The sequence below is a fragment of the Akkermansia massiliensis genome, assembly GCF_018847375.1.
GTDB classification, from domain to species: domain Bacteria; phylum Verrucomicrobiota; class Verrucomicrobiia; order Verrucomicrobiales; family Akkermansiaceae; genus Akkermansia; species Akkermansia massiliensis.
This window is the reverse complement of record NZ_CP072036.1, coordinates 1,572,782-1,592,255: the sequence shown is the minus strand read 5'-3', so window position 1 is coordinate 1,592,255 and position 19,474 is coordinate 1,572,782. Positions and strand designations below refer to the sequence as shown.

Sequence of the window (19,474 nt, the reverse complement as noted above, 5' to 3'; positions counted from 1 at the left end):
AACGCTCCCCTACTGGCCCACGGGAAGCTGGCGGGAGGAAACCGGCGGCAGATTCACCTTTTCCGGCAGGTCATAGAACATGGAGCGCAGGGCATTCGCATTCATCTTGGAAGCATCAATGAACGTCCAGGGCCCCTTGTCCTTCAAATCCTTCACCAGCACCAGAACGCCTGTATTCTCTATCTTTACAGGCATCCCGTCCGGACGCTTCATGGAAATGACCATCCGCGTGGGGAGCACCACCAGCACCTCGTCTCCATTCTTCACCAGATGTTCCGCCGTAGGCTGGCCTATTTCATACGTCTCCACCACCATGCCGCGCTCTTTCATCACGGCGGCGGCTCCCTGCATCTTTTCCCTCATGGTCTTCATGAAGGCGGCCTCCCCTCCCGGGAAGGAAGAAACAAGCTGCTTCTTCATGGGAGCGTACATCTTCTCAATCATCCACATCATGTCCCCCGTTTTCACCGCTCCGGAAAGCTCCCGGGCGGCCTGGACGGCGCTGTCTCCGTATTCACCGGCCTGGACGGCGCACACAGCCGCCACCATCACACCTGCAAACAAACTTTTAATCATGGACGGAGTGTAACGGCATGCATCCCCCGCCGTCAAGGCAAGGCCTCCTGCACAACCATGTTTTTACCGGGCGCCCTCCCGCATCACAAGCCCGGACCACATCCACAGCGTGGGGTCCAGTTCCCGCGCGGCGTCCTCCATCAACTTGCGGGCCGCTTCTTCATCCTCCGCCACGGCGAACATGGTGGAGCCGGAGCCGGACATCATGGCGCCGCGCACGCCGGGCCTCTCCAGCAGCCATCGCTTCATCTCCGCCAGGAACAAATGCTTCTCAAACACGGGCCTTTCCAGATCGTTGACCAGCACATGGCCGTCCACCCGCTGCTCCCCGTACGGTATGCCCGGCAATTCCCCTGAACCGGACCAGCGGCGGTAGGCGTCCGGCGTGGAAACGCCGAACGACGGCTTCAGCAGAACGATCCGGGGGCGCCATTCCCTCCATTCCGGCAGGGGCTCCACCTTTTCCCCGCGTCCGGTGCAGCGGCACGCCATTCCATAAATGAAAAATCCCACATCGGAACCGATCTCCCCGGCCAGCTCCGCCAGACGCCTCCGGGACAGGCCGCCGTGTTCCAGCTCATTCAGGGCGGACAGCACGCACGCGGCGTCGCTGCTGCCGCCGCCCAGCCCCGCGCCATGGGGCACGTTCTTGACCAGGCGCACATGCCACGGCATGGGCCGTCCCAGCTCCCGCTCCATCAGCCGGCCCGCCTTCATGACCAGGTTGCTTTCATCCAGCGGAACTCCCGGGGCGTCGCAGCTCATTTCCAGGCCGTCCGCCGGGAAAAACTCCAGCACGTCGCACAATTCCAGGGGAACCATCACGGTATCCACTTCATGGAAACCGTCCGCCCTCTTACCCAGAACGCGGAGGGAAACGTTCACTTTGCACGGAGCCTTGCAACTGATCATACGCCATGGATTCCACCAAGGGACGGCCTCCGGGTCAAGCCCCCATTGGGCGCAAATGGACGGGCACGCATTTTTTCTTCGCAAATTCCGGGGGCTCCGCTATAATAGGCGTGACCCCGCTGCACATGGCCTACGACGAAAACAGCATTAAAACCCTGGACTGGAGGGAGCATATCCGCATGCGTCCGGGGATGTACATCGGCAAACTGGGCGACGGAACCTCTCCGGATGACGGCATTTACGTCCTGCTGAAGGAAGTCATTGACAACTCGATTGACGAATTCGTCATGGGCTTCGGCAAAAAAATCACCATTGACGTGACTCCGGACGGCCTGTGCGAGGTGCGCGACTTCGGACGCGGCATTCCGCTGGGCAAACTGCTGGACTGCGCCGCGAAAATCAATACCGGAGCCAAGTACGACAGCGACGCCTTCAAGAAATCCGTAGGGCTTAACGGCGTAGGCATCAAGGCGGTGAACGCCCTTTCCGACTTTTTTGAAATCCAGGCCTACCGCGACGGGGAAACGCGCTCCTACCAGTTCTGCCGCGGGAAGGAACTCCCCAAAGGACGGAAGGACGGCGCCACGGAGGAGCCCAACGGCACCCGCACGGCGTTCCACGCAGACCCGGACATTTTCCCCGTAACCACGCAGTTCCGTCCGGAATACATTGAAAAAATGTGCCGGTACTACTCCTACCTCAACAAGGGGCTGGCCCTGCACTTCAACGGACGCCGCTACGTCTCCAAAAACGGCCTGCTGGACCTGCTTACGGAGGCAATGAGCGAGGAACCGCTATACCCCATCATCCATCTGGAAGGGCACGACATCGAGGTGGCCTTCACCCATGGCGGCCAGTATGGGGAGGAGCACTACTCCTTCGTCAACGGGCAGCACACCACGCAGGGGGGCACCCACCAGGCGGCCTTCCGGGAGGCCATCGTCAAAACCCTGAGGGACTTTTTCAAGAAAAACTATGAGGCTGGGGACATCCGTTCCTCCCTCGTGGCCGCCATCTCCATCAAGGTAAAGGAACCCGTCTTCGAATCCCAGACCAAGACCAAGCTGGGATCCAATACCATCAGCCCGGAAGGGGAAACCATCCGCACCTTCGTAGGCAACTTCATCGCCAGGGAGCTGGACAACTACCTGCACAAAAACCCGGAGACGGCCAAAGCCCTGGAAGCCAAGATCAAAGACTCCGAGCGGGACCGCAAGGAACTCTCCGGCATCCAGAAGCTGGCGAAGGAAAACGCCCGCAAGGCCAAAATCCACAACAAGAACCTCCGGGACTGCCGCGTGCACTACAACTCCAAGCACGCCCGCGCGGGGGAAACCACCCTGTTCATCACGGAAGGCATCTCCGCCTCCGGCTCCATCACCACGGCGCGGGATGCGGAAATCCAGGCGGTCTTCTCCCTGCGCGGCAAGCCGCTGAACTCCTTCGGCATGAGCCGCAAGGTCGTCTATGAAAACGAAGAATTCAACTTCCTCCAGCACGCCCTGAACATTGAAAACGGGCTGGAAGACCTGCGCTACGACAAGGTGGTCATCGCCACGGACGCCGATGATGACGGCATGCACATCCGCATCCTGCTGATGACCTTCTTCATCCAGTTCTTCCCGGAGCTGATCCGGGAGGGCCACCTCTTCATCCTCCAAACTCCCCTCTTCCGCGTGCGCAACAAGCAGCAGACCATTTACTGCTACTCGGACGCGGAGCGGGAAGCGGCCATCGCCCTGCTGGGCAAAAACCCGGAAATAACGCGGTTCAAGGGCCTGGGCGAAATCTCCCCCCAGGAATTCAAGGCCTTCATCGGGGAAGGAATGCGCCTGGACCGCGTTCGCCTGGAAGACTCACACAAGGTGAAGGACCTGCTCTCCTTCTACATGGGCAAAAACACGAGGGAAAGACAGGAATACATCCTGAAAAACTTGCGTGTTGAACTGGACCCGGTCATGGACTAGAGTAGCGGAGCCACATCTATCTATGCTTACCATTCCCAAGGAAAAACTGCCGGTTCATATTGCCTGCATCATGGACGGCAACGGCCGCTGGGCGCACAGCCGCCATCTGCCGCGCCAGGCCGGCCACCGGGCGGGAGCGGATACGGTGGAGCGCTGTGTGGACTTCTGCATTGACCATGATATTCCCTGGCTCACGCTTTACGCCTTCTCCTCGGAAAACTGGAACCGCCCCAAGACGGAGGTGCACGCGCTGATGCTGCTGCTGCACGAATTCCTGAAAAAACGCCTCAGCCAGATGCAGGAAAAAGGCGTGCGCCTTCACGCCATAGGCGACCTTTCACGCCTTCCCAAGCGAACCCAGAAACTGCTGCAATCCAGCCTGGAAGCCACGGCGGGAAATACCAGGCTCAACCTGGTTCTGGCCCTCTCCTACGGCAGCAGGGCGGAAATTGCCGCCGCCGCCAGAAAAATCGCGGAGAAAGCCTCCCGCGGGGAACTCCACCCGGACGCCGTCACGGAAGACCTCTTCAACCAGCATCTGGACACTGCCGGCATGCCGGAACCGGACCTGCTCATCCGCACCTCCGGGGAAATGCGCGTCTCCAACTTCCTGCTGTGGCAGATCAGCTATGCGGAACTCTATGTAACGGAAACGCTGTGGCCGGACTTCAGCAACCGTGACATGGAAGCGGCGCTGCTGGACTACTCCCGCAGAAAACGCCGCTTCGGCGCACTTTGACCCCTTTTTTAAACCACATTCCTACGGAATCGCCATGAACCAATACGCTCTCATTCTGGCCGGCGGCAGCGGCACCCGTTTCTGGCCCCTCTCCCGCGACCACCGTCCCAAGCAGCTCCTGAACATGTTCGGGGAAGGCACCCTCCTCCGCCAGGCCATCGACAGGCTGGACGGCCTGGTGCCCCGGCAGAACATCTTCATCCTGACCAACCACCTGCAGGAGGCGGAAGTGCGCCGCCAGGCCCACGACATCCCCGTGGACAACATCATCTCCGAACCCGTGCGCCGGGACACGGCGCCCGCCATCGCCCTGGGCATAGGCCTCATCAAGGCGGCGGACCCGCACGGGGTCATGCTTGTCATCCCTTCCGACCAGCTCATCCAGGACCAGGCGTCCTTCCGCTCCCTGATGAAAGCCGCCATGGACACGGCGGCGCGGGAAAAGGCGCTCGTCACCGTGGGCATCAAGCCCACCTGGCCCTGCCCCTCCTACGGCTACATTGAACGCGGGAAGGAAATCGCCTCCGCACCGGGCTGCTCCTGCCGCGAAGTCATCCAATTCCGCGAAAAGCCTGACACGGCCACGGCCGCCGCCTACCTGAGCCAGGGCAACTTCTGCTGGAACGCTGGCATGTTCGTCTGGAGCATTCCAACCGTGTGCGAACAGCTTGACAAGCACTGCCCGGAGCTGGCCTCCTTCGTGGAGCACATCGCGGAATCCCCGGACCCGCAGGAAACCATCCGGGAGGAATTCCCGGCGCTCACGCCCATCTCCATCGACTTCGCGCTGATGGAAAACGCGGACCGGGTGCTGAACATTGAAGCCACCTTTGACTGGGACGACGTAGGCTCCTGGATATCCGTAGCCAACTATCTGGAAACCCACAACAAAAACACCACCAATACGGACATCACCGTGCAGGACGCCTCCGGCAACATCGTCTTCTCCCAGCGGGGGGACAAGCACGTGGCCCTGCTGGGCGTGGAAAACCTGATCGTGGTGGAAACGGCGGACGCCATCCTGATTGCGGATAAAAACAAGGCGGACGAAATTAAAAAAATCGTCAACCAGCTTCCGGACGAACTCAGATGACCAGCCAGCATCCGGCCCTGGGCATTGACTACGGAGAAGCCCGAATCGGCATCGCCGCCACGGACCCCGTGGGCATCATGGCGCACCCTGTGGAAACCATCCACAGGCACAAAACGGACGGCGTCACCCGCATCGTCCAGCTCGTCCAGGAGCGGGGGATACGCACCCTGGTGCTGGGCATCCCTGTCCGCATGGACGGCACGGAAGGAACCGCCGCCGCCAGGGTGCGCGCGTTCGGCAGGGAACTGGCCGCCGCCCTTCCCGGCCTTCCCATGGTATTCATGGATGAATGCCTCACCACCGTCATCGCCCAGGAAAAACTGCACGCCGCCGGCAAAAAGGAGAAAAGCTTCCGCCCCATCATCGACCAGGTGGCCGCCGTGGAAATCCTCAACACGTGGCTTGATTCCACGCTGGGCTGAAACGGCAAACGGCGCCGTGCCGCGGCGCAATCCCTGCTTTACGCGCCTACGGAACTCCGCACTTCCCTCTTCCTCAGCAGGACCGTTCCGCCGGCAAGCAGAAACGCCATCAGCCACAGGGCCCGGCGCGTTTCCGGCCACCAGATGAAGCTATCCGCCACACGGGCGTCTTCCGGGCGTTCCGGCGGGTAGCAGACCGTCACCCGGTCCCCCCTGGAATAGGAAGACCAGAAAAGAAAAGCGGGGGACTGGAATACCACTTCCCCCTCCCCGGTCTGCGGCAGGAACCGCACTTCCGGCGCCCAGACGTCCAGAGAGGGACCGGACGTCCCCATGACCCGCGAACGGCTCCACAACTTCACCGTATCCTCCGTGATGTTCCGCACCGTCCCTTCCGTACACAGGCCCTCCCGGGCAAAACGGCTCTTTTCCAGAAAAAAATCACCGGCCTGCCATATGGAATAAAGGCTCAGCCCCGCCATCACCCAGGCCAGCAGCCAATACCAACCGAACCACGGAACGCTGAAAAAATCCCTCCAGCGCTCCGCAGCCCGGGAAAACGAAAACTCTCTCCCCCCATGCATCAGGCACGCTCCATGCTCAGCACCACCTTGCCGCTGCGGAACTCTTCCTGGGCCTTCTCCACGGCCCGGCGCACGTCGCTCAACGGATAAACGGTATCCACGGCCTGCTTCAGCCTGCCGTCCGCCATCAGGCGCGCCAGCTTGTCATAAGCGGCCTCAATCTCCGGAACGGGGGCATTCTTGAGCCACTGCGTCACCCACAGGCCTTCCAATTTAATGCCCTTGAAAATCAGGAAACCGTTCGGCACCTTGATGCTCTTCCTGCTCATGGCGCCGTACGTCACCATGCTTCCGCCGGGAGCCAGCATGTCCATCAGGCGCAGGGCGCTTTCCCCGCCCACGGCGTTGGAGGCCAGCACGGGCCTCTTTCCGTCCAGCCGGGCCAGGGTATTCTTCACCACATCCTCGTCATCCTCTCCCACTACCAGGTCGGCGCCCAGCGCGGTCAATTCATCCCTCAATTCATCCGGCCTTCTTACAAAATTCACCGTCTTCACGCCCATCTCCCGGGCCAGTTGAATAATGCACCTTCCCACGCCGGAATTGGAGGCGTTCTGCACCACCCAGTCCCCCGGAGTCAGGGAAACGAACCCTTCCAGCATGCGCAGGGCGGTCAGGGGGTTCACCTTCAGCATGGCCGCCTGCACGGGATCCACCTTCACGGGGAGCTTCATCACGTTCACGGCAGGAACCGCCACATACTCGCTCCAGGAACCCACGCCGCGCAGCAGAATCACTTCATCGTCCTTGCGGAAGCCTTCTGCGCGGGACTCCTGCACCACGCCGCAGCCTTCCAGTCCGGCGCGTGAATGGGGCAGCACGGGCTTCACGCCGTAAACGCCCTGCACAAAATTGATGTCCGCCGGATTGATCGGGGCCGCCTTCATCCGGATCAGCACCTCCCCCTCCTCCGGAACCGGCATGGGACCGGAAACATACTCCAGCACGTCCTGGGGTTTCATGCTGCATTCGGAAAACTCTGCATAATGATTCTCACTCATGCTTTCAATCTCTCACGCCGCCTCCCTCCGTGCAAGCGCCGGATACGTTTTACACGGGCAAACAAGCCATCCGGCCGCGCGCGCCTTTCCCCGGCGCCTGCCCCCCGGCCATGAACGGAGGGAACCAGACCGCAGGAAAGCCCGGCAGCGCTGCCGCCGGGCCGGCACAAATTCCGAGTCTTTTGTTCGGTTGTTCTTGACCTTAGGCGAAAATACGCTAGACTATCTCTCTCGCATTAACAAATAACTTCGATTGCCATGTCCCGAATTTGCATCATCAGAGGTACCATGCCTCACAAAGGTCGTCGTATCCATCGCTCCGGTCTTGCCAAGAAAAAGGGCGGTATTGGTCGTCACGTCACTAAGACTGTCAATCGTACCGTTTTCCCCAACCTTCAGGAAAAGCGCATCTGGGTTCCCGAACTCGGTCAATTCGTGAAAATGAAGATTTCCGCCAAGGCCCTGCGTACGATCAACAAGAACGGTGCTTACAACACTCTTAAAAAGGTAGGTCTCCTGTAAAAAAGATTCTTTTTTTTGAACGTTGTTACACCACTTGAACTCTAAGGCTTCAACGAGGTGAGCAACTGGCAGAAAAAGATGTCCAAAAAGACAAGGGATCATCTGCTTAAGTGAGGCGCCTCCAAGTTGAAGGTTTTATTGAAACATTAATATACCAACGGACGTAAATAAGACGTCCCCTACTGGAAAAAGATCACACAGATGAAAGCCCAAACCAAAATCGCTCTTAGAATTAATGATGACAACCCCAACCATCACCTGTGGAACAACAGGGGAGTTTGGTGGTGCCACGTCACGGTTCACAAGCCTGACTCCACGGCGGAACGCCTGAGATTCTCTCTGAAGACCCGTGACATCGAAAAAGCCCGCGCCCGCCGCGACAAGATTTTCGCCTCCATCCAGCAGCACTTCGGCATCGCCGCTTAAGGAAGCTGTACGGAGAGATTAAGGCAAGTCACATCAATCTCTTTATAAGAACCGTTCCGGTTAACCGGAACGGTTCTTTTTTATGGAAAAAATAAAGACTTTCACTCGGAAAGGGCGGCAGCGGATTTGCCGCAACACAAGCCCCCTGCAAACAAGGCTGAAACAGCCCGTTTCTTAAAGCCGCCGCCCCGCCAGGCTATTCTTGCAAAGCCGGCTATCCATTTCACCCTTTATTCCTATAATAATGGACAGGCGGTGAAACGCGGCATTCACGGACCCGCTGGCCGGCAAAAAAAGATGCCGTCCTTGAAAGCATCCATTCCTGCCCCTGCCGTCAATTCTTTTTGCTGAACCGGAACATGGCCGCTCCATGGCTGTTCAACTCCACGGCCATATCTCCCTTCACCGTTCCCTGGTCGGCGCGTTTCCAGAGGTCCCTGGCTTCATACGCGCCGGAGAGCCCCAGCTCCCTCAGGTTCACCTTCACTACGCCCTTCTCTTTCCCGGTATTGAAAAACCCCGCCGCTACGGAACCGTCGGACAGCTCCTTCGTCCAGACCTGGAAATCCCCCCGGTGCCACGCCTTGCGGGCGGGACGGGCGGCAGGGTCCTGGTCCACGGCAATCACCTCGTCGTTGGTCAGGAGCCCCATCGTGAATGAATCGATATGCTCCAGGTCACAGGAAATGATGAGCGGGGCGGACAGGAGGCACCACAAGGTCACATGGGTGTACTGTTCATCCGGCGTCAGCTGCGTCTGGACAAACGTGGTATTGGGCTGGTTGGGCTTGCCCAGCTTCCCGATCTGGAGAATGTCCGGATCATTCCAGTGGCCCGGGCGCATGTGCTTCTGCCAGCGTTCCTGGGAAAAGCCGATGCCGCTGACGCTGCCCCAGTGGTCCTGGATATCCCCCGTCGTCCTCCACAAATTGGCCAGCTTCCCCAGCTCTTCCACCTGTTTATACGGGGCGGCATTGGATATGCTGAGCACAATATCCCGCCCGGAATCGTCCAGAGCCTGGCGGATGCGTTCCGTCGTCGGCACGTCATTGGGGTTCCAGTCCACCTTCACGTAATCGAACCCCCAGTCCGCCCATTGCCTGGCGTCACGGTCAAACAGCCAGACGGCGCCTACACGGTCCGCCTTCCTGCGATGCACGCCGGGGTAACTCCCGAAAATTTGATTCTTCTGCTTGCGGTCCTTCTCCGGAATGGCCATTTCCCCGTAATCCGCCTTCGCATTGGGCGAGCTTCCTCCGATGAACCCGGCATACGTCCCCATCCAGGGCGTGGAATAAATGCCCGCCTTCATCCCCATGGCATGAATGGAATCGCACATGGCCTTCATGTCCGGAAAGCGCTTGTTAGGCTGGATGGAGAAATTCCGTCCGCCTCGCTCGCCCTGCCAGCAATCGTCAATATTGATATAGGTCCAGCCATGGTTGACAAGCCCCCGCTCCACAAAAAGCCGGGCCGTCTTCAGCACATTCTCCTGCCCCACGGCCTCACTGTAGGAATACCAGCTGCTCCAACCCATGGGCGGGGTCAGGCACAACTCATCCCCCACCTTCAGAATCCACTCCTTCGCATCTTTTCCATGCCTGTTGGAAGCCTGGATCTTCACCTTGTATTCCCCCTTCTTCGCCGGGGCGGTACCCGTCACCAGCCCGCGCGAATCCATCCTCAGGCCGGAGGGAAGCCCAGCCGCCTGAATCTTCATGGGACGCTCCCCGGAAACGGGAACCTGGAACAGCACCCGCGCGCCGGGAGTGGCGCCAACAATGCGGGCGCCGTTGACGGAGGGGGAAAGCGGGGTTTCAGGAGTCAGGCGCACGCCGGGAGGGGGAGCCGGATAAGGATTCGGGAACTCCGTGCCAAATGATGAGGATACGGCGGCGCCAAGCACGGCAGGCAGGAAAAAACGGTACAATTTCATAAATGGTCTATGGAGGTGTACCTTAAAAAACGCGTCCGCTCCCCCGTTTCTTTCATCATGCTGTCTATCTCGGCCTCCGTGCGCCATCCTGTTCCTGCGTTCCTTCCGCAAAACGTGAGGAACTCCGGAAAAAAGCCGGGACGGACACTCCCGGCAACCGTGCCGCCAGGGAGCGGAAATCCTCTTCACGCATCACGTTCCCCGCCGTCGCCAGGGCATCCGCCAGCGCCGCGGAAGGCGCCTGCACGCTCACCTGCCTGCCCTCCGTCATGCCCAGCCCCGTGCGGGGGTCCAGCACATGGGAATACTCCGCACCGCCGATCTTCGCCATCTGGCGGGCGCTCCCGGAGGTGGAGACGGCGGCATGGCTCAACAGCAGCACCGTATTCTTCCCATTACCTTCATCCACCAGCAGCCGCCATCCCCGCTCCCCCGGTGGGGGGGCGCCGGCCATAACGTCGCTGGTGCTGTCAATAAAGAAGGAACGGATTCCTCTTTTTCTCAAAATCTCCGCCATCCGGTCCACGGCAAACCCCTTGCCCATGCCTCCCAGGTCCACCCTCATTCCGGGAACCGTTTTGACCGCGGCCCCCTTGCCAACGTACAGCTTTTCCCATCCGGACGCCCGGCGCGCACGTTCCAGTTCCCCGCCGGACGGGAGAACGCCGTGGCGGCGGCTCTTCTTCCACAGGCGGATACAGGGACCGAGCGTGGGGTCAAAGGCGCCCTTTGTCAGCCGGGCATAATCCAGGGCCAGCAGAAGAGCCTTTTCCAGCTCCAGGGAAACGGGGACGGAAACGCCGTTTTCCGCGGCATTCAACCGGGCCAGACCGCTCCCCGCATCCATGGCGGACATCACCTTCTCCCAGCGGACGGCGCAGGCAAGAGACTCCATGCAGGCCTTCTCCGTCTGCGCCGCATCCATCCCGTGCCCGGGATAGGCGCGCACCGTAAACACCGTTCCCATGGCCGTACCCCGCACCGTTACCCTTCCATCCGGAGCATGAACGCAGGAAAGCGGCTCCGGCGGGGCGGAAGCCGTTTCCCTCTCCTGCCCCCGGCTTGTCCCCGCAGCAGCCAGCAGGCAGGAACAGCACGCAGAAACAACGGCCAGCCGGAAAAAAGAACTCATGCGCACCTGCGGGATCATGTTCCAAAACCTACTCCGCACAAACAAACAGGAGCAAGGACCGAGTGCGCCATGGAGACGCCGTCATCCCATCCGCTGACAAAACCGGGATGACGTTATTTCATTTGAAGCTGGCGCACGCCCCCCTTTTCATGATAAATGGAACGGTTCCACGTTCTTGCAAATTTTCCCCTCTTCATCGTCATGACCAGATTCCTGCTCTCCCTGTGGCTTCTTTTAACGCTTCCCGTTTCCGCCAGCTGGTACGGTGACGAAGTAAAAGCCGGTTCCGACATCATCATGGTGGACCTGCTCTACCCCTACTGGCCGGAATCCACCTACTTTTCCTGCTGGAACCTGGACATGTTCCCCAAGGGCGGCTACTTCTATGCCGGCGTGGCGGCCAACGCCAACGACAACACGAACCTGGAAACCTACCGCCCCTCCACCGTATGGTCCTTCTGGCCCGCTCCCGTTTACGAAGGGCGGCAGGTGCGCAACGTGTACGTCAATCCGCACGTCTACGCCCAGCAATACGTGGGTGAAGGAGCTTCCGGAAAGGCCGGGGGGCGCGACGTCCCGTGGATCAAGACCAAGCAGTGGTACACCATGCTCATGCGGACCTGGGGCGCGGACGAAGCCAGGAAGGAATGCTACGCCGGCTGGTGGATGAAAGACCAGGCCGGCAACCGGTGGCACCACATCGCCACCTTCCGCATTCCCTATGCGGCCACCGGCTTCAAGGGGAACGGCGGCTTTCTGGAGGACTTCGGGCACGGGGGCCGCAAGCAGAGGGAACTGTGGCGCGGCAAGGGCTTCTACAGGCACAACGGCGCGTGGGAAAAATGTGATACCGTTTCCATCAACGTTCCCAAGGAAGGAGGCATGAAATACAGCGGCTGGACGGTCCACCAGACGGAAAACGACTCCATCCTGACCATGTCCTATACGGAAAACAGGCAATTTCCCAGAAACCTGGAGCCGGGCCGCAAGCACACGTTCAAGCTGAACCAGCCGGACAAGCCCGTGATGGACGCCATCGCGGCGGAAGGCAACGCGCGCCACGACGGCAGCCAGGTGATCGTGGACTGGACGCTGGCGGAAACGTCCTCCCCGCAGTTCGGGTACAAGATAGAGGTCTTTGACAATCCGCAATACTCCGGAACTCCCATTTACACGGTGGAGGAACAAATCCCGCACGTACGCACCAAAGCTGTCGCGCTCCCCCGGGACATCCCCCAATGCTTCGTCAGGCTCACCATCACGGACATCTTTGACCAGCAGAAAACCCTGAAACTCGCCAAGGCCGCTGCGGAAACTCCCCTCAAAAGGCTGCCCGGCAAAAAAGACCTGTCCAGCGGACTGGAATACAAATACCTGGAAAACAAGGACGGATGGTCCAAACTGGCGGAACTGGACTTCTCCAAGCCGTTGCGGACCGGCGTCTCCCATGGATTTGACACGGCCCTGCGCGGAGCCAGGGAAGGACGATTCGCCTTTGAATATGAAGGCTTCCTGGTCGTCCCCCAGACGGGGGCCTACACCTTCGCCCTCCAAACCTGTGACGGAAGCCGCCTGGACGTCGGCGGAAAAACCGTTATTGACAACGACGGACTGCACAGCACGTCGGAAAGGCGCGCCTCCGTCTTTCTGGAAAAAGGCGTCACTCCCATCAAGCTGACCTACTTCAAGAAAAAGCCGGAACACGAATTCACCGTGGCGTGGGTGGGCTGGCAGTATGGCAACCGCCCCATGGAGGAAATACCGCTCGCCAGCCTCATGCGCCCCAAACGGGCGGACATACCGGAAGCCAGGCTGGAAGTGGGCGGCAAGGGACCGGAACGCGTGCTGAAAACAGCCATCTCCTCCGGACGGGTGAACAAGGTGGAATACTACAACGGCGCCAAGCTGGCCGCCGCCGCGGACGCAGCCCCCTTCACCGCTCCCCTCATGCTCTTTGACGGAGAAAACAAACTGTGGGCGCGCGTCTTCTACAACGGTTCCCATACGGTGGACACCCCCGTCGTCCCCGTCCATTCCCAGAGCCGCATCACCCCCGGCTGGGAAGCCATGCTGCGCGGGGAACCGGGGCTGCCCCACTCCATCAGCGGCGCGGGAAACGCCTTTCGCTTCGTGGGGGAAGGGGAATACCTGGTCAGCAAAAAAATCAAGGGTGACTTCATGCTGACGGCCCACATCAGCTCCATCAGCGACAAGGCGCTGGACACCGGGGACGACTGCTGGGCCGGCATCATGGTGCGCAAGGACACGGGAGCCACCAACTACGACGATGAAATCGCCGTCTTCCGGACTGTGGGCCGCGGCCTCCGGTGCAGCGCGGACTTCAGCGACTACGGAACGGGGCGCCAATCCACCTTCACCCTGAACAAGGACCACTCCTGGGTGCGCATCATGCGGCGCGGCAATGAATTCACCTGCTTCACCTCCCCGGACATGAAAAAATGGGAAATGGGCATGCAGCGCATCATCCCGATGAAGGAGGAAGCCATCGCCGGCATCACGTTCAGGACCATTCCGGGCAAGGGCAAGGGCATCTTCTCCGCCGCCATGGACGGAATCTCCATCAAACCCGTCAAACTCCAGCCGCACAAGATAACCGCCGCCATGCCTGCCGGAAAAATCATCGGCTACTCCCTGCTCTCCCCGGATCTGGCGGTGGTGCGCTACCGTTCCGGAGCGGACCTGCTGGAACGCAAAAACGGAACCTACGCCCGCAAGCCCCTCACACTGCCCAGGGGCGTCAAAACCGTCCGTTCCATGGCGCTTGCCGGGGACAAAATGTTCCTGCTGGCCCCCACCTCCCAGGGAGGAGCCCTGTTCAGCAGCAAGGATATGGGTAAAACGTGGACCGTCGCCAACCCGGATGTAAAAGTGGACCCGTCCCCCATCTCCTTCATTGCCGGGGAGCTCATCTCCGTCAATCCCCGGAATCCGCGGGAAATCATCGTCGGTTCGGACCGCGCCGGACTCTTCATGAGCACGGACGGCGGAGACACCTGGAACAACGTGGGCCTGGTGGGGGAACCCGTCACCAACGTCGGCTTCCATACGACCGCCCAGGCCAGGATTGGAGCCGTGACGGCGGACCGCAAGGCCAACACCAGCAAAATCTTCATCTCCACCAACAACGGGAAGAAATGGAACCAGAAAAACGAAGTGCAGGGAGCGGGATTCCTGAGACTGGTGTACGACACCCGCGCCGCAGACCAGCTCTACGTCTTCTCCACCCAGGGCGTTTACACCTCCTTCAATGACTGCCGCACCATGAACCGTGTGCTCCAGGGGCTGCCCGTCACACAGCCCACGCTGGCGATCGACAGGCGCCGCCTGGACGATACCTTCATGCTCGCCGTCCCGCTGGACGGCAAGGGCGTGTACTCCAGCGAACGCAACGCCAGAAACTGGCAGAAGCGTTCCGACAAGGAAGACTGGGGAGCCGCCTTCAACCTGCTGATTGACACCGCGAACAACAGGCACATTACCCTGTACGCGGAAAAAGGCATCTATGAAAGCACGGACGAAGGCAAAACCTGGAAACAGGTCTATCCGGGCCATTGAACCAGAATGCTCTCCTTCTTCTCCCATGAACACAGGCACTCCGGCGCGGGGCGTTCCCTGCAACGCCAGAGGAGCTCATGCAGTTCTCTCATTTTCTCCGCCCTGGCGAGCGTTTCCGCCGACCTTAACAAGCTCCGCTTCCGGGCGCCGGGCGGCTTTCCTCTGAAACCGGACGGATTACGCCATCCTAGGCAGGAACAGCCTCCATGCGGCTTTCCCCATCACAATCATGCGCGCAGCCGCAGTGCTTCCCGCACTGCGGCCTGACAAAATCTGCCCGGGAACGCCTCCTTATCTGGCAAACAGGGCATGGATGCGGCGGCAGACCTCATCCACGTTCTCCCGTGAATTGAATGCGGAAATGCGGAAGAACCCTTCCCCCCTGGAACCAAAGCCGGAACCGGGCGTAATGACCACATTAGCCTCATACAGCATCTTGTCAAACATCTGCCAGCTATCCAGGCCGTCCGGACACTGCACCCAGACATACGGGGCGTTTTCCCCTCCCCACACGCGCATGCCCGCCTGGCGGCAGGCATTCAGCAGCAGCGCGGCATTCCCCAGGTAATGGCTGATCAGCACGGCGGTCTGCGCCATGCCTTCCAGCGTAAACAGGGCCGCGGCTCCCCGCTGGACGATGTAGGAAGCTCCGTTGAACTTCGTGCTGGTGCGGCGGCTCCACAGCTGGCTGATGAGAACCTTGTTCCCCCCGGAATCATGGCCGTGCAGCTCCTTGGGAATCACCACGTAGCCGCAGCGCACCCCCGTGAAGCCCCCCTGCTTGGAAAAGGAGCGGAACTCAATGGCGCAATCCCGCGCGCCGGGAATTTCAAAAATGGACTTGGGAACGGCGGAATCCTGTATAAATGCCTCATACGCGGAATCGTACAAAATAATGGCGTGGTTCGCCCGGGCATACTCCACCCATTTCAGCAATTCATTCCGGGAAGCCACGGCCCCGGTAGGGTTGTTCGGGAAGCACAGGTAAATCAAATCCACATGCTCATCCGGCAATTGCGGCACAAAATTGTTCTCCGGCGTGCAGGGGAGGTACACCAGTCCCTCATACGAACCGTCCGCGCTGGAATCCCCGGTATTCCCGGCCATCACATTGGTATCCACATACACGGGATAAACCGGGTCCGGCACGGCGATCCTGTTGCCCGGCCCGAAAATGTCCAGAATGTTGCCCGTATCGCACTTGGCGCCGTCAGACACGTAAATCTCATCCACTTCCACATGCACGCCGTGGACCTGGTAGGCCTTTTTGGCGATAGCCTCCCTCAGCCAGAAATAGCCCTGCTCCGGACCGTAGCCGTGAAAGCGCTCATGGGTGGACAAATCGTCCACCGCCTCGTGCATGGCTTCAATGGCCGCCATGGGCAGAGGTTCCGTCACGTCTCCGATGCCGCAGCGGATCAGCCTTTTGGCCGCCTCCGGATGGGACTCGGCAAACGCATTCACGCGGCGCCCTATTTCCGGGAACAAATATCCCGCCTGCAGCTTGAGGAAGTTATCGTTAATATTAGGCATGGTTTTAATAGTAAGTGTCTCATTCCATACCCTCCACGGGAAGGAATCAAGGCCCCGTTCCGGCATGGCTCCCCTCCCTGCGTCACTATCTCCGCACACCCCTTTTCCTGCGGTTCCCTCCGCGCGGACATGGAGCCGCTGCCTATTTGCGTTTCATGCTCCGCATCAAACTCTTGTCTTCCCGGCTAACACGCAGGGATTCAATAATTTTTTGCAAAGCCCTGTTGTAAGTGAAATCGGACAGGGACGAATTCCTCAAATACTCCAGCGTCAATGCTGGGAACTTCACATAACAGACGGAAACCGCCCAGGCCACCGCCATGCCCACGTAATAATCCTCATGCCGCACGCCATCCAGCAGGGCCAGCACCTGCTCCACGTAATCCTCCGTAATGAAATGGGCCAGCATCATCACCACGGCAAAGCGGACATCATAGACCCGTGCGGACGTTAAATACGGCTGGATGAACTCCCAGACCAGTGCAGGATGCTTTTTACAAAACTTCAGGCTGGTGCAGAAAGTATCGCAGACAGCCCAGTTATCCATGCGGGGCACGAAGCGCGCGGCCTGTTCCAGGCGCTCTTCCGGCTCCATGCGCGCCAGCGCTATCAGCATGCCGTCCAGCATCACTTCCTCCGCATACGGGTCAACGGCTGGATTTTCCAGCAGCTCCCGCCAATTCCCCCCCGCCACCTCGCGGGCAAGGTTCCGGAGAACGGGGAGACGAACGCCCAGCAGACGGTTGACGCCGGGAATCAGGGAAGCGGAGAACTTCTGAAACTCCGGTTCCGCCAACGCCTCAATCCTTTCCCTCAACTGCCGCCTGCTCTCAATCATGGGCGCCATCCTACATGGAGGCTATGCGCCGCACAAGGGGGAATTCCCGTATGAGAGGCGGCGGAACCCATGCGGAATCCCCCTTGGAAGGCCCTTCCGGAGACGCGCCTAAAAAGGAATTGGCGGCTTCCCGTCTTCTGTGGTAGCCTGCGGACAGGCAGCAAGCCGTCCCCTATGCCCTCCAGCCTTCAACAATTCAAATGTCCCGGATGCGGCACTCCCTTTTCCGCGGCGGATGTGGACAACCGCCGGGACACGGTCACCTGCAGCAGCTGCGGACTTTCCACCCCCTGGACGTCCCTGGTCCGGGAGCATGAATTCCATGATGTGCCTGCGGCCCCTTCCAGGCATCTGACGGTAACATCCGCCCATGGAAAAGTCACGCTCACCTACAGGCATTCCTTTGCCAAAATACTTCTTTACACGGGACTGGCCGTGGTTTGGGGCATCATCACCCTGGTGCTCGTCCTCCTGTCCTTCGGGCCGGGGAAAACGGACTTCGCGCTGCCCGTCTTCACCACCTTCTTTGCCGTCACGGAAGCCTTCATCATCTTCCTCTGCGTTGACATGATGCTGGGAAAAGCCGTTCTCCGGGTGGAACCGGGTAAAGCGTCCCTTTTCCGGGGCATTGGTCCGGTGGGGAGCACATGGGCTTTTCTCCTTCCCGCGCAGGCCCCGATCATGATGGAGCGCAAGGGAGGGGAAAAGACGGACTATTGCCGCATCTCCGTGCCCCAGCCTTCCGGAAGGCCGTTTTACTTTTCCGGCGGCATTTCAGACCCGGAGACTCTTGAATACATCGCCGCCGTTCTGCGTCAGTTTCGCGCCTGAACCCGGAATTTTCACGGTCATGACGTGGTTCCCTGGAACGAAAAAAGCCGTTCCATGGTCCAAAAAAGACAATAAAAAATCTTATGATCATGAACGAACTGGAAATCATCGACGTCCGCGGCCGCGAAATTATCGATTCGCGGGGCAATCCCACCGTGGAAGTGGACGTGGCCCTGGCCGGCGGAGCCATCGGACGCGCGTCCGTCCCCAGCGGAGCCTCCACCGGGGAGCATGAAGCCTGGGAGCTCAGGGACGGGGACGCCAAGCGCTACGGCGGCAAGGGCGTTCTCAAGGCCGTGGAAAACATCAACAAGATCATCGCGCCGGAAGTCTCCGGGCACGATGCCACCCTCCAGCCGGCCATTGACAAAATCATGCTCGACCTGGACGGCACGCCCAACAAGTCCCGCCTGGGGGCCAACGCCATCCTGGGTGTTTCCCTGGCCGTGGCGAAGGCCGCCGCCATCCAGCTCAATCTTCCCCTCTTCAAATACCTGGGCGGCCCGAACGCCAAGGTGCTTCCCGTCCCGATGATGAACATCATCAACGGAGGCGCTCATTCGGACTCCCCCATTGACTTCCAGGAATTCATGATCATGCCCAAAGGCGCGCCCACCTTCCGGGAAGCCCTGCGCTACGGCGCGGAAGTCTTCCATGCGCTCAAGGACGTGCTGCACGACCGCGGCCTGTCCACCGCCGTGGGGGATGAAGGCGGCTTTGCCCCTTCCCTGAAATCCGCTGATGACGCCCTGGAATGCATCGCCCAGGCCGTGAAACGCGCCGGCTACACGCTGGGCACGGACATCTTCATTGCCCTGGACGTGGCTTCCTCCGAATTCTACGACCCTTCCCAGAACCTGTACGTCTTCAAGAAATCGGACGGCCGCGGCAGAACGGCGGAGGAACTGACGGCCTACTACCAGGAGCTCCAGAAAAAATACCCCATCATCTCCATTGAGGACGGCTGCGCGGAAAACGACTGGCTGGGCTGGGAACAGCTCACCAAAGCCATGGGCCACAATACCCAATTGGTGGGGGACGACCTCTTCGTAACGAACGTGGAATTCCTGAACCAGGGCATTTCCCGCCATGTGGCGAACGCCGTGCTGGTGAAGGTCAACCAGATCGGCTCTCTGACGGAAACGCTGGACACGGTGGAACTGGCCAAGGACAACAAATACTCCGCCATCATCTCCCACCGCTCCGGGGAAACGGAAGACGCCACCATTGCGGACATTGCCGTAGCGACCAATGCCGGGCAAATCAAAACCGGCTCCCTGAGCCGTTCCGACCGCATGGCCAAATACAACCAGCTCCTTAGAATTGAAGAGGAACTGGGAGATGACGCAGTTTATGGTGGCAAAATCCACATTTTATGATCAAAAA

Annotated in this window: 17 protein-coding genes; 9 read left to right on the top strand and 8 right to left on the bottom strand. The window is 59.9% G+C overall.

What is annotated here, in order from left to right:
• Positions 1–9: 9 nt before the first annotated feature.
• Together J5W70_RS06630 and ispE are read right to left on the bottom strand one after the other, a co-directional pair.
• Positions 10–576, bottom strand: a complete 567-nt coding sequence (locus J5W70_RS06630) for a hypothetical protein (RefSeq protein WP_146020121.1) — start codon at positions 574–576, stop codon at positions 10–12.
• Between the two features lie 63 nt (positions 577–639).
• A complete protein-coding gene (ispE, locus tag J5W70_RS06625; RefSeq protein ID WP_022398128.1) occupies positions 640–1,488 on the bottom strand; it encodes a 4-(cytidine 5'-diphospho)-2-C-methyl-D-erythritol kinase in 849 nt (282 codons plus the stop codon).
• Between the two features lie 125 nt (positions 1,489–1,613).
• Here ispE and J5W70_RS06620 point away from each other — a divergent pair, with 125 nt between their 5' ends.
• The 4 genes from J5W70_RS06620 to ruvX are packed head-to-tail and all read left to right on the top strand — an operon-like array spanning position 1,614 to position 5,709.
• Positions 1,614–3,455 (top strand): DNA topoisomerase IV subunit B, encoded by a 1,842-nt coding sequence (locus J5W70_RS06620; protein ID WP_102721328.1) that lies wholly within the window; start codon positions 1,614–1,616, stop codon positions 3,453–3,455.
• Positions 3,456–3,477: 22 nt separating this feature from the next.
• Positions 3,478–4,194: an undecaprenyl pyrophosphate synthase gene (gene uppS / locus J5W70_RS06615; RefSeq protein ID WP_022398130.1), complete on the top strand. Its 717-nt coding sequence runs from the start codon at positions 3,478–3,480 to the stop codon at positions 4,192–4,194.
• Positions 4,195–4,228: 34 nt separating this feature from the next.
• Positions 4,229–5,287, top strand: coding sequence for a mannose-1-phosphate guanylyltransferase (locus J5W70_RS06610; RefSeq protein WP_022398131.1), 1,059 nt, complete (start codon positions 4,229–4,231; stop codon positions 5,285–5,287).
• A complete protein-coding gene (gene ruvX, locus J5W70_RS06605; protein WP_022398132.1) occupies positions 5,284–5,709 on the top strand; it encodes a Holliday junction resolvase RuvX in 426 nt (141 codons plus the stop codon). Before J5W70_RS06610 ends, ruvX begins: the two co-directional genes overlap by 4 nt.
• Before the next feature lie 38 nt (positions 5,710–5,747).
• On the opposite strand, the gene J5W70_RS06600 is transcribed toward ruvX, so the two are convergent.
• Together J5W70_RS06600 and J5W70_RS06595 are read right to left on the bottom strand one after the other, a co-directional pair.
• Positions 5,748–6,293 carry a DUF3592 domain-containing protein gene (locus tag J5W70_RS06600; RefSeq protein ID WP_022398133.1) on the bottom strand — a complete coding sequence of 182 codons (546 nt, stop codon included), beginning with the start codon at positions 6,291–6,293 and terminating at the stop codon, positions 5,748–5,750.
• Positions 6,293–7,294 carry an MDR family NADPH-dependent oxidoreductase gene (locus J5W70_RS06595; protein ID WP_215832669.1) on the bottom strand — a complete coding sequence of 334 codons (1,002 nt, stop codon included), beginning with the start codon at positions 7,292–7,294 and terminating at the stop codon, positions 6,293–6,295. Before J5W70_RS06595 ends, J5W70_RS06600 begins: the two co-directional genes overlap by 1 nt.
• Positions 7,295–7,552: 258 nt before the next feature.
• Here J5W70_RS06595 and rpmB point away from each other — a divergent pair, with 258 nt between their 5' ends.
• Together rpmB and J5W70_RS06585 are read left to right on the top strand one after the other, a co-directional pair.
• Positions 7,553–7,816: a 50S ribosomal protein L28 gene (gene rpmB, locus J5W70_RS06590; protein ID WP_012420229.1), complete on the top strand. Its 264-nt coding sequence runs from the start codon at positions 7,553–7,555 to the stop codon at positions 7,814–7,816.
• Between the two features lie 201 nt (positions 7,817–8,017).
• The gene (locus J5W70_RS06585) at positions 8,018–8,242 is read left to right on the top strand and encodes a hypothetical protein (protein ID WP_012420228.1); all 225 of its coding nucleotides are present in this window, start codon (positions 8,018–8,020) and stop codon (positions 8,240–8,242) included.
• 334 nt (positions 8,243–8,576) lie between these two features.
• On the opposite strand, the gene J5W70_RS06580 is transcribed toward J5W70_RS06585, so the two are convergent.
• Together J5W70_RS06580 and J5W70_RS06575 are read right to left on the bottom strand one after the other, a co-directional pair.
• On the bottom strand, positions 8,577–10,178 hold the full coding sequence (locus tag J5W70_RS06580) for a glycoside hydrolase family 27 protein (RefSeq protein WP_022398135.1): 1,602 nt from the start codon (positions 10,176–10,178) through the stop codon (positions 8,577–8,579).
• Between the two features lie 64 nt (positions 10,179–10,242).
• On the bottom strand, positions 10,243–11,310 hold the full coding sequence (locus J5W70_RS06575; protein ID WP_180973643.1) for an FAD:protein FMN transferase: 1,068 nt from the start codon (positions 11,308–11,310) through the stop codon (positions 10,243–10,245).
• A 201-nt stretch (positions 11,311–11,511) separates the two neighbouring features.
• Here J5W70_RS06575 and J5W70_RS06570 point away from each other — a divergent pair, with 201 nt between their 5' ends.
• Complete coding sequence (locus J5W70_RS06570) at positions 11,512–14,886, top strand: DUF3472 domain-containing protein (protein ID WP_022398137.1); 3,375 nt, start codon at positions 11,512–11,514, stop codon at positions 14,884–14,886.
• Between the two features lie 291 nt (positions 14,887–15,177).
• On the opposite strand, the gene J5W70_RS06565 is transcribed toward J5W70_RS06570, so the two are convergent.
• Both J5W70_RS06565 and J5W70_RS06560 read right to left on the bottom strand, forming a co-directional pair.
• The gene (locus J5W70_RS06565; protein ID WP_022398138.1) at positions 15,178–16,419 is read right to left on the bottom strand and encodes an LL-diaminopimelate aminotransferase; all 1,242 of its coding nucleotides are present in this window, start codon (positions 16,417–16,419) and stop codon (positions 15,178–15,180) included.
• 142 nt (positions 16,420–16,561) lie between these two features.
• Complete coding sequence (locus tag J5W70_RS06560; protein ID WP_102731601.1) at positions 16,562–17,257, bottom strand: DNA alkylation repair protein; 696 nt, start codon at positions 17,255–17,257, stop codon at positions 16,562–16,564.
• 174 nt (positions 17,258–17,431) lie between these two features.
• Here J5W70_RS06560 and J5W70_RS06555 point away from each other — a divergent pair, with 174 nt between their 5' ends.
• Both J5W70_RS06555 and eno read left to right on the top strand, forming a co-directional pair.
• On the top strand, positions 17,432–18,088 hold the full coding sequence (locus tag J5W70_RS06555; RefSeq protein WP_022398140.1) for a hypothetical protein: 657 nt from the start codon (positions 17,432–17,434) through the stop codon (positions 18,086–18,088).
• Positions 18,089–18,186: 98 nt separating this feature from the next.
• Positions 18,187–19,467 (top strand): phosphopyruvate hydratase, encoded by a 1,281-nt coding sequence (eno, locus tag J5W70_RS06550; RefSeq protein WP_417194173.1) that lies wholly within the window; start codon positions 18,187–18,189, stop codon positions 19,465–19,467.
• The last annotated feature ends 7 nt before the right edge of the window (positions 19,468–19,474 follow it).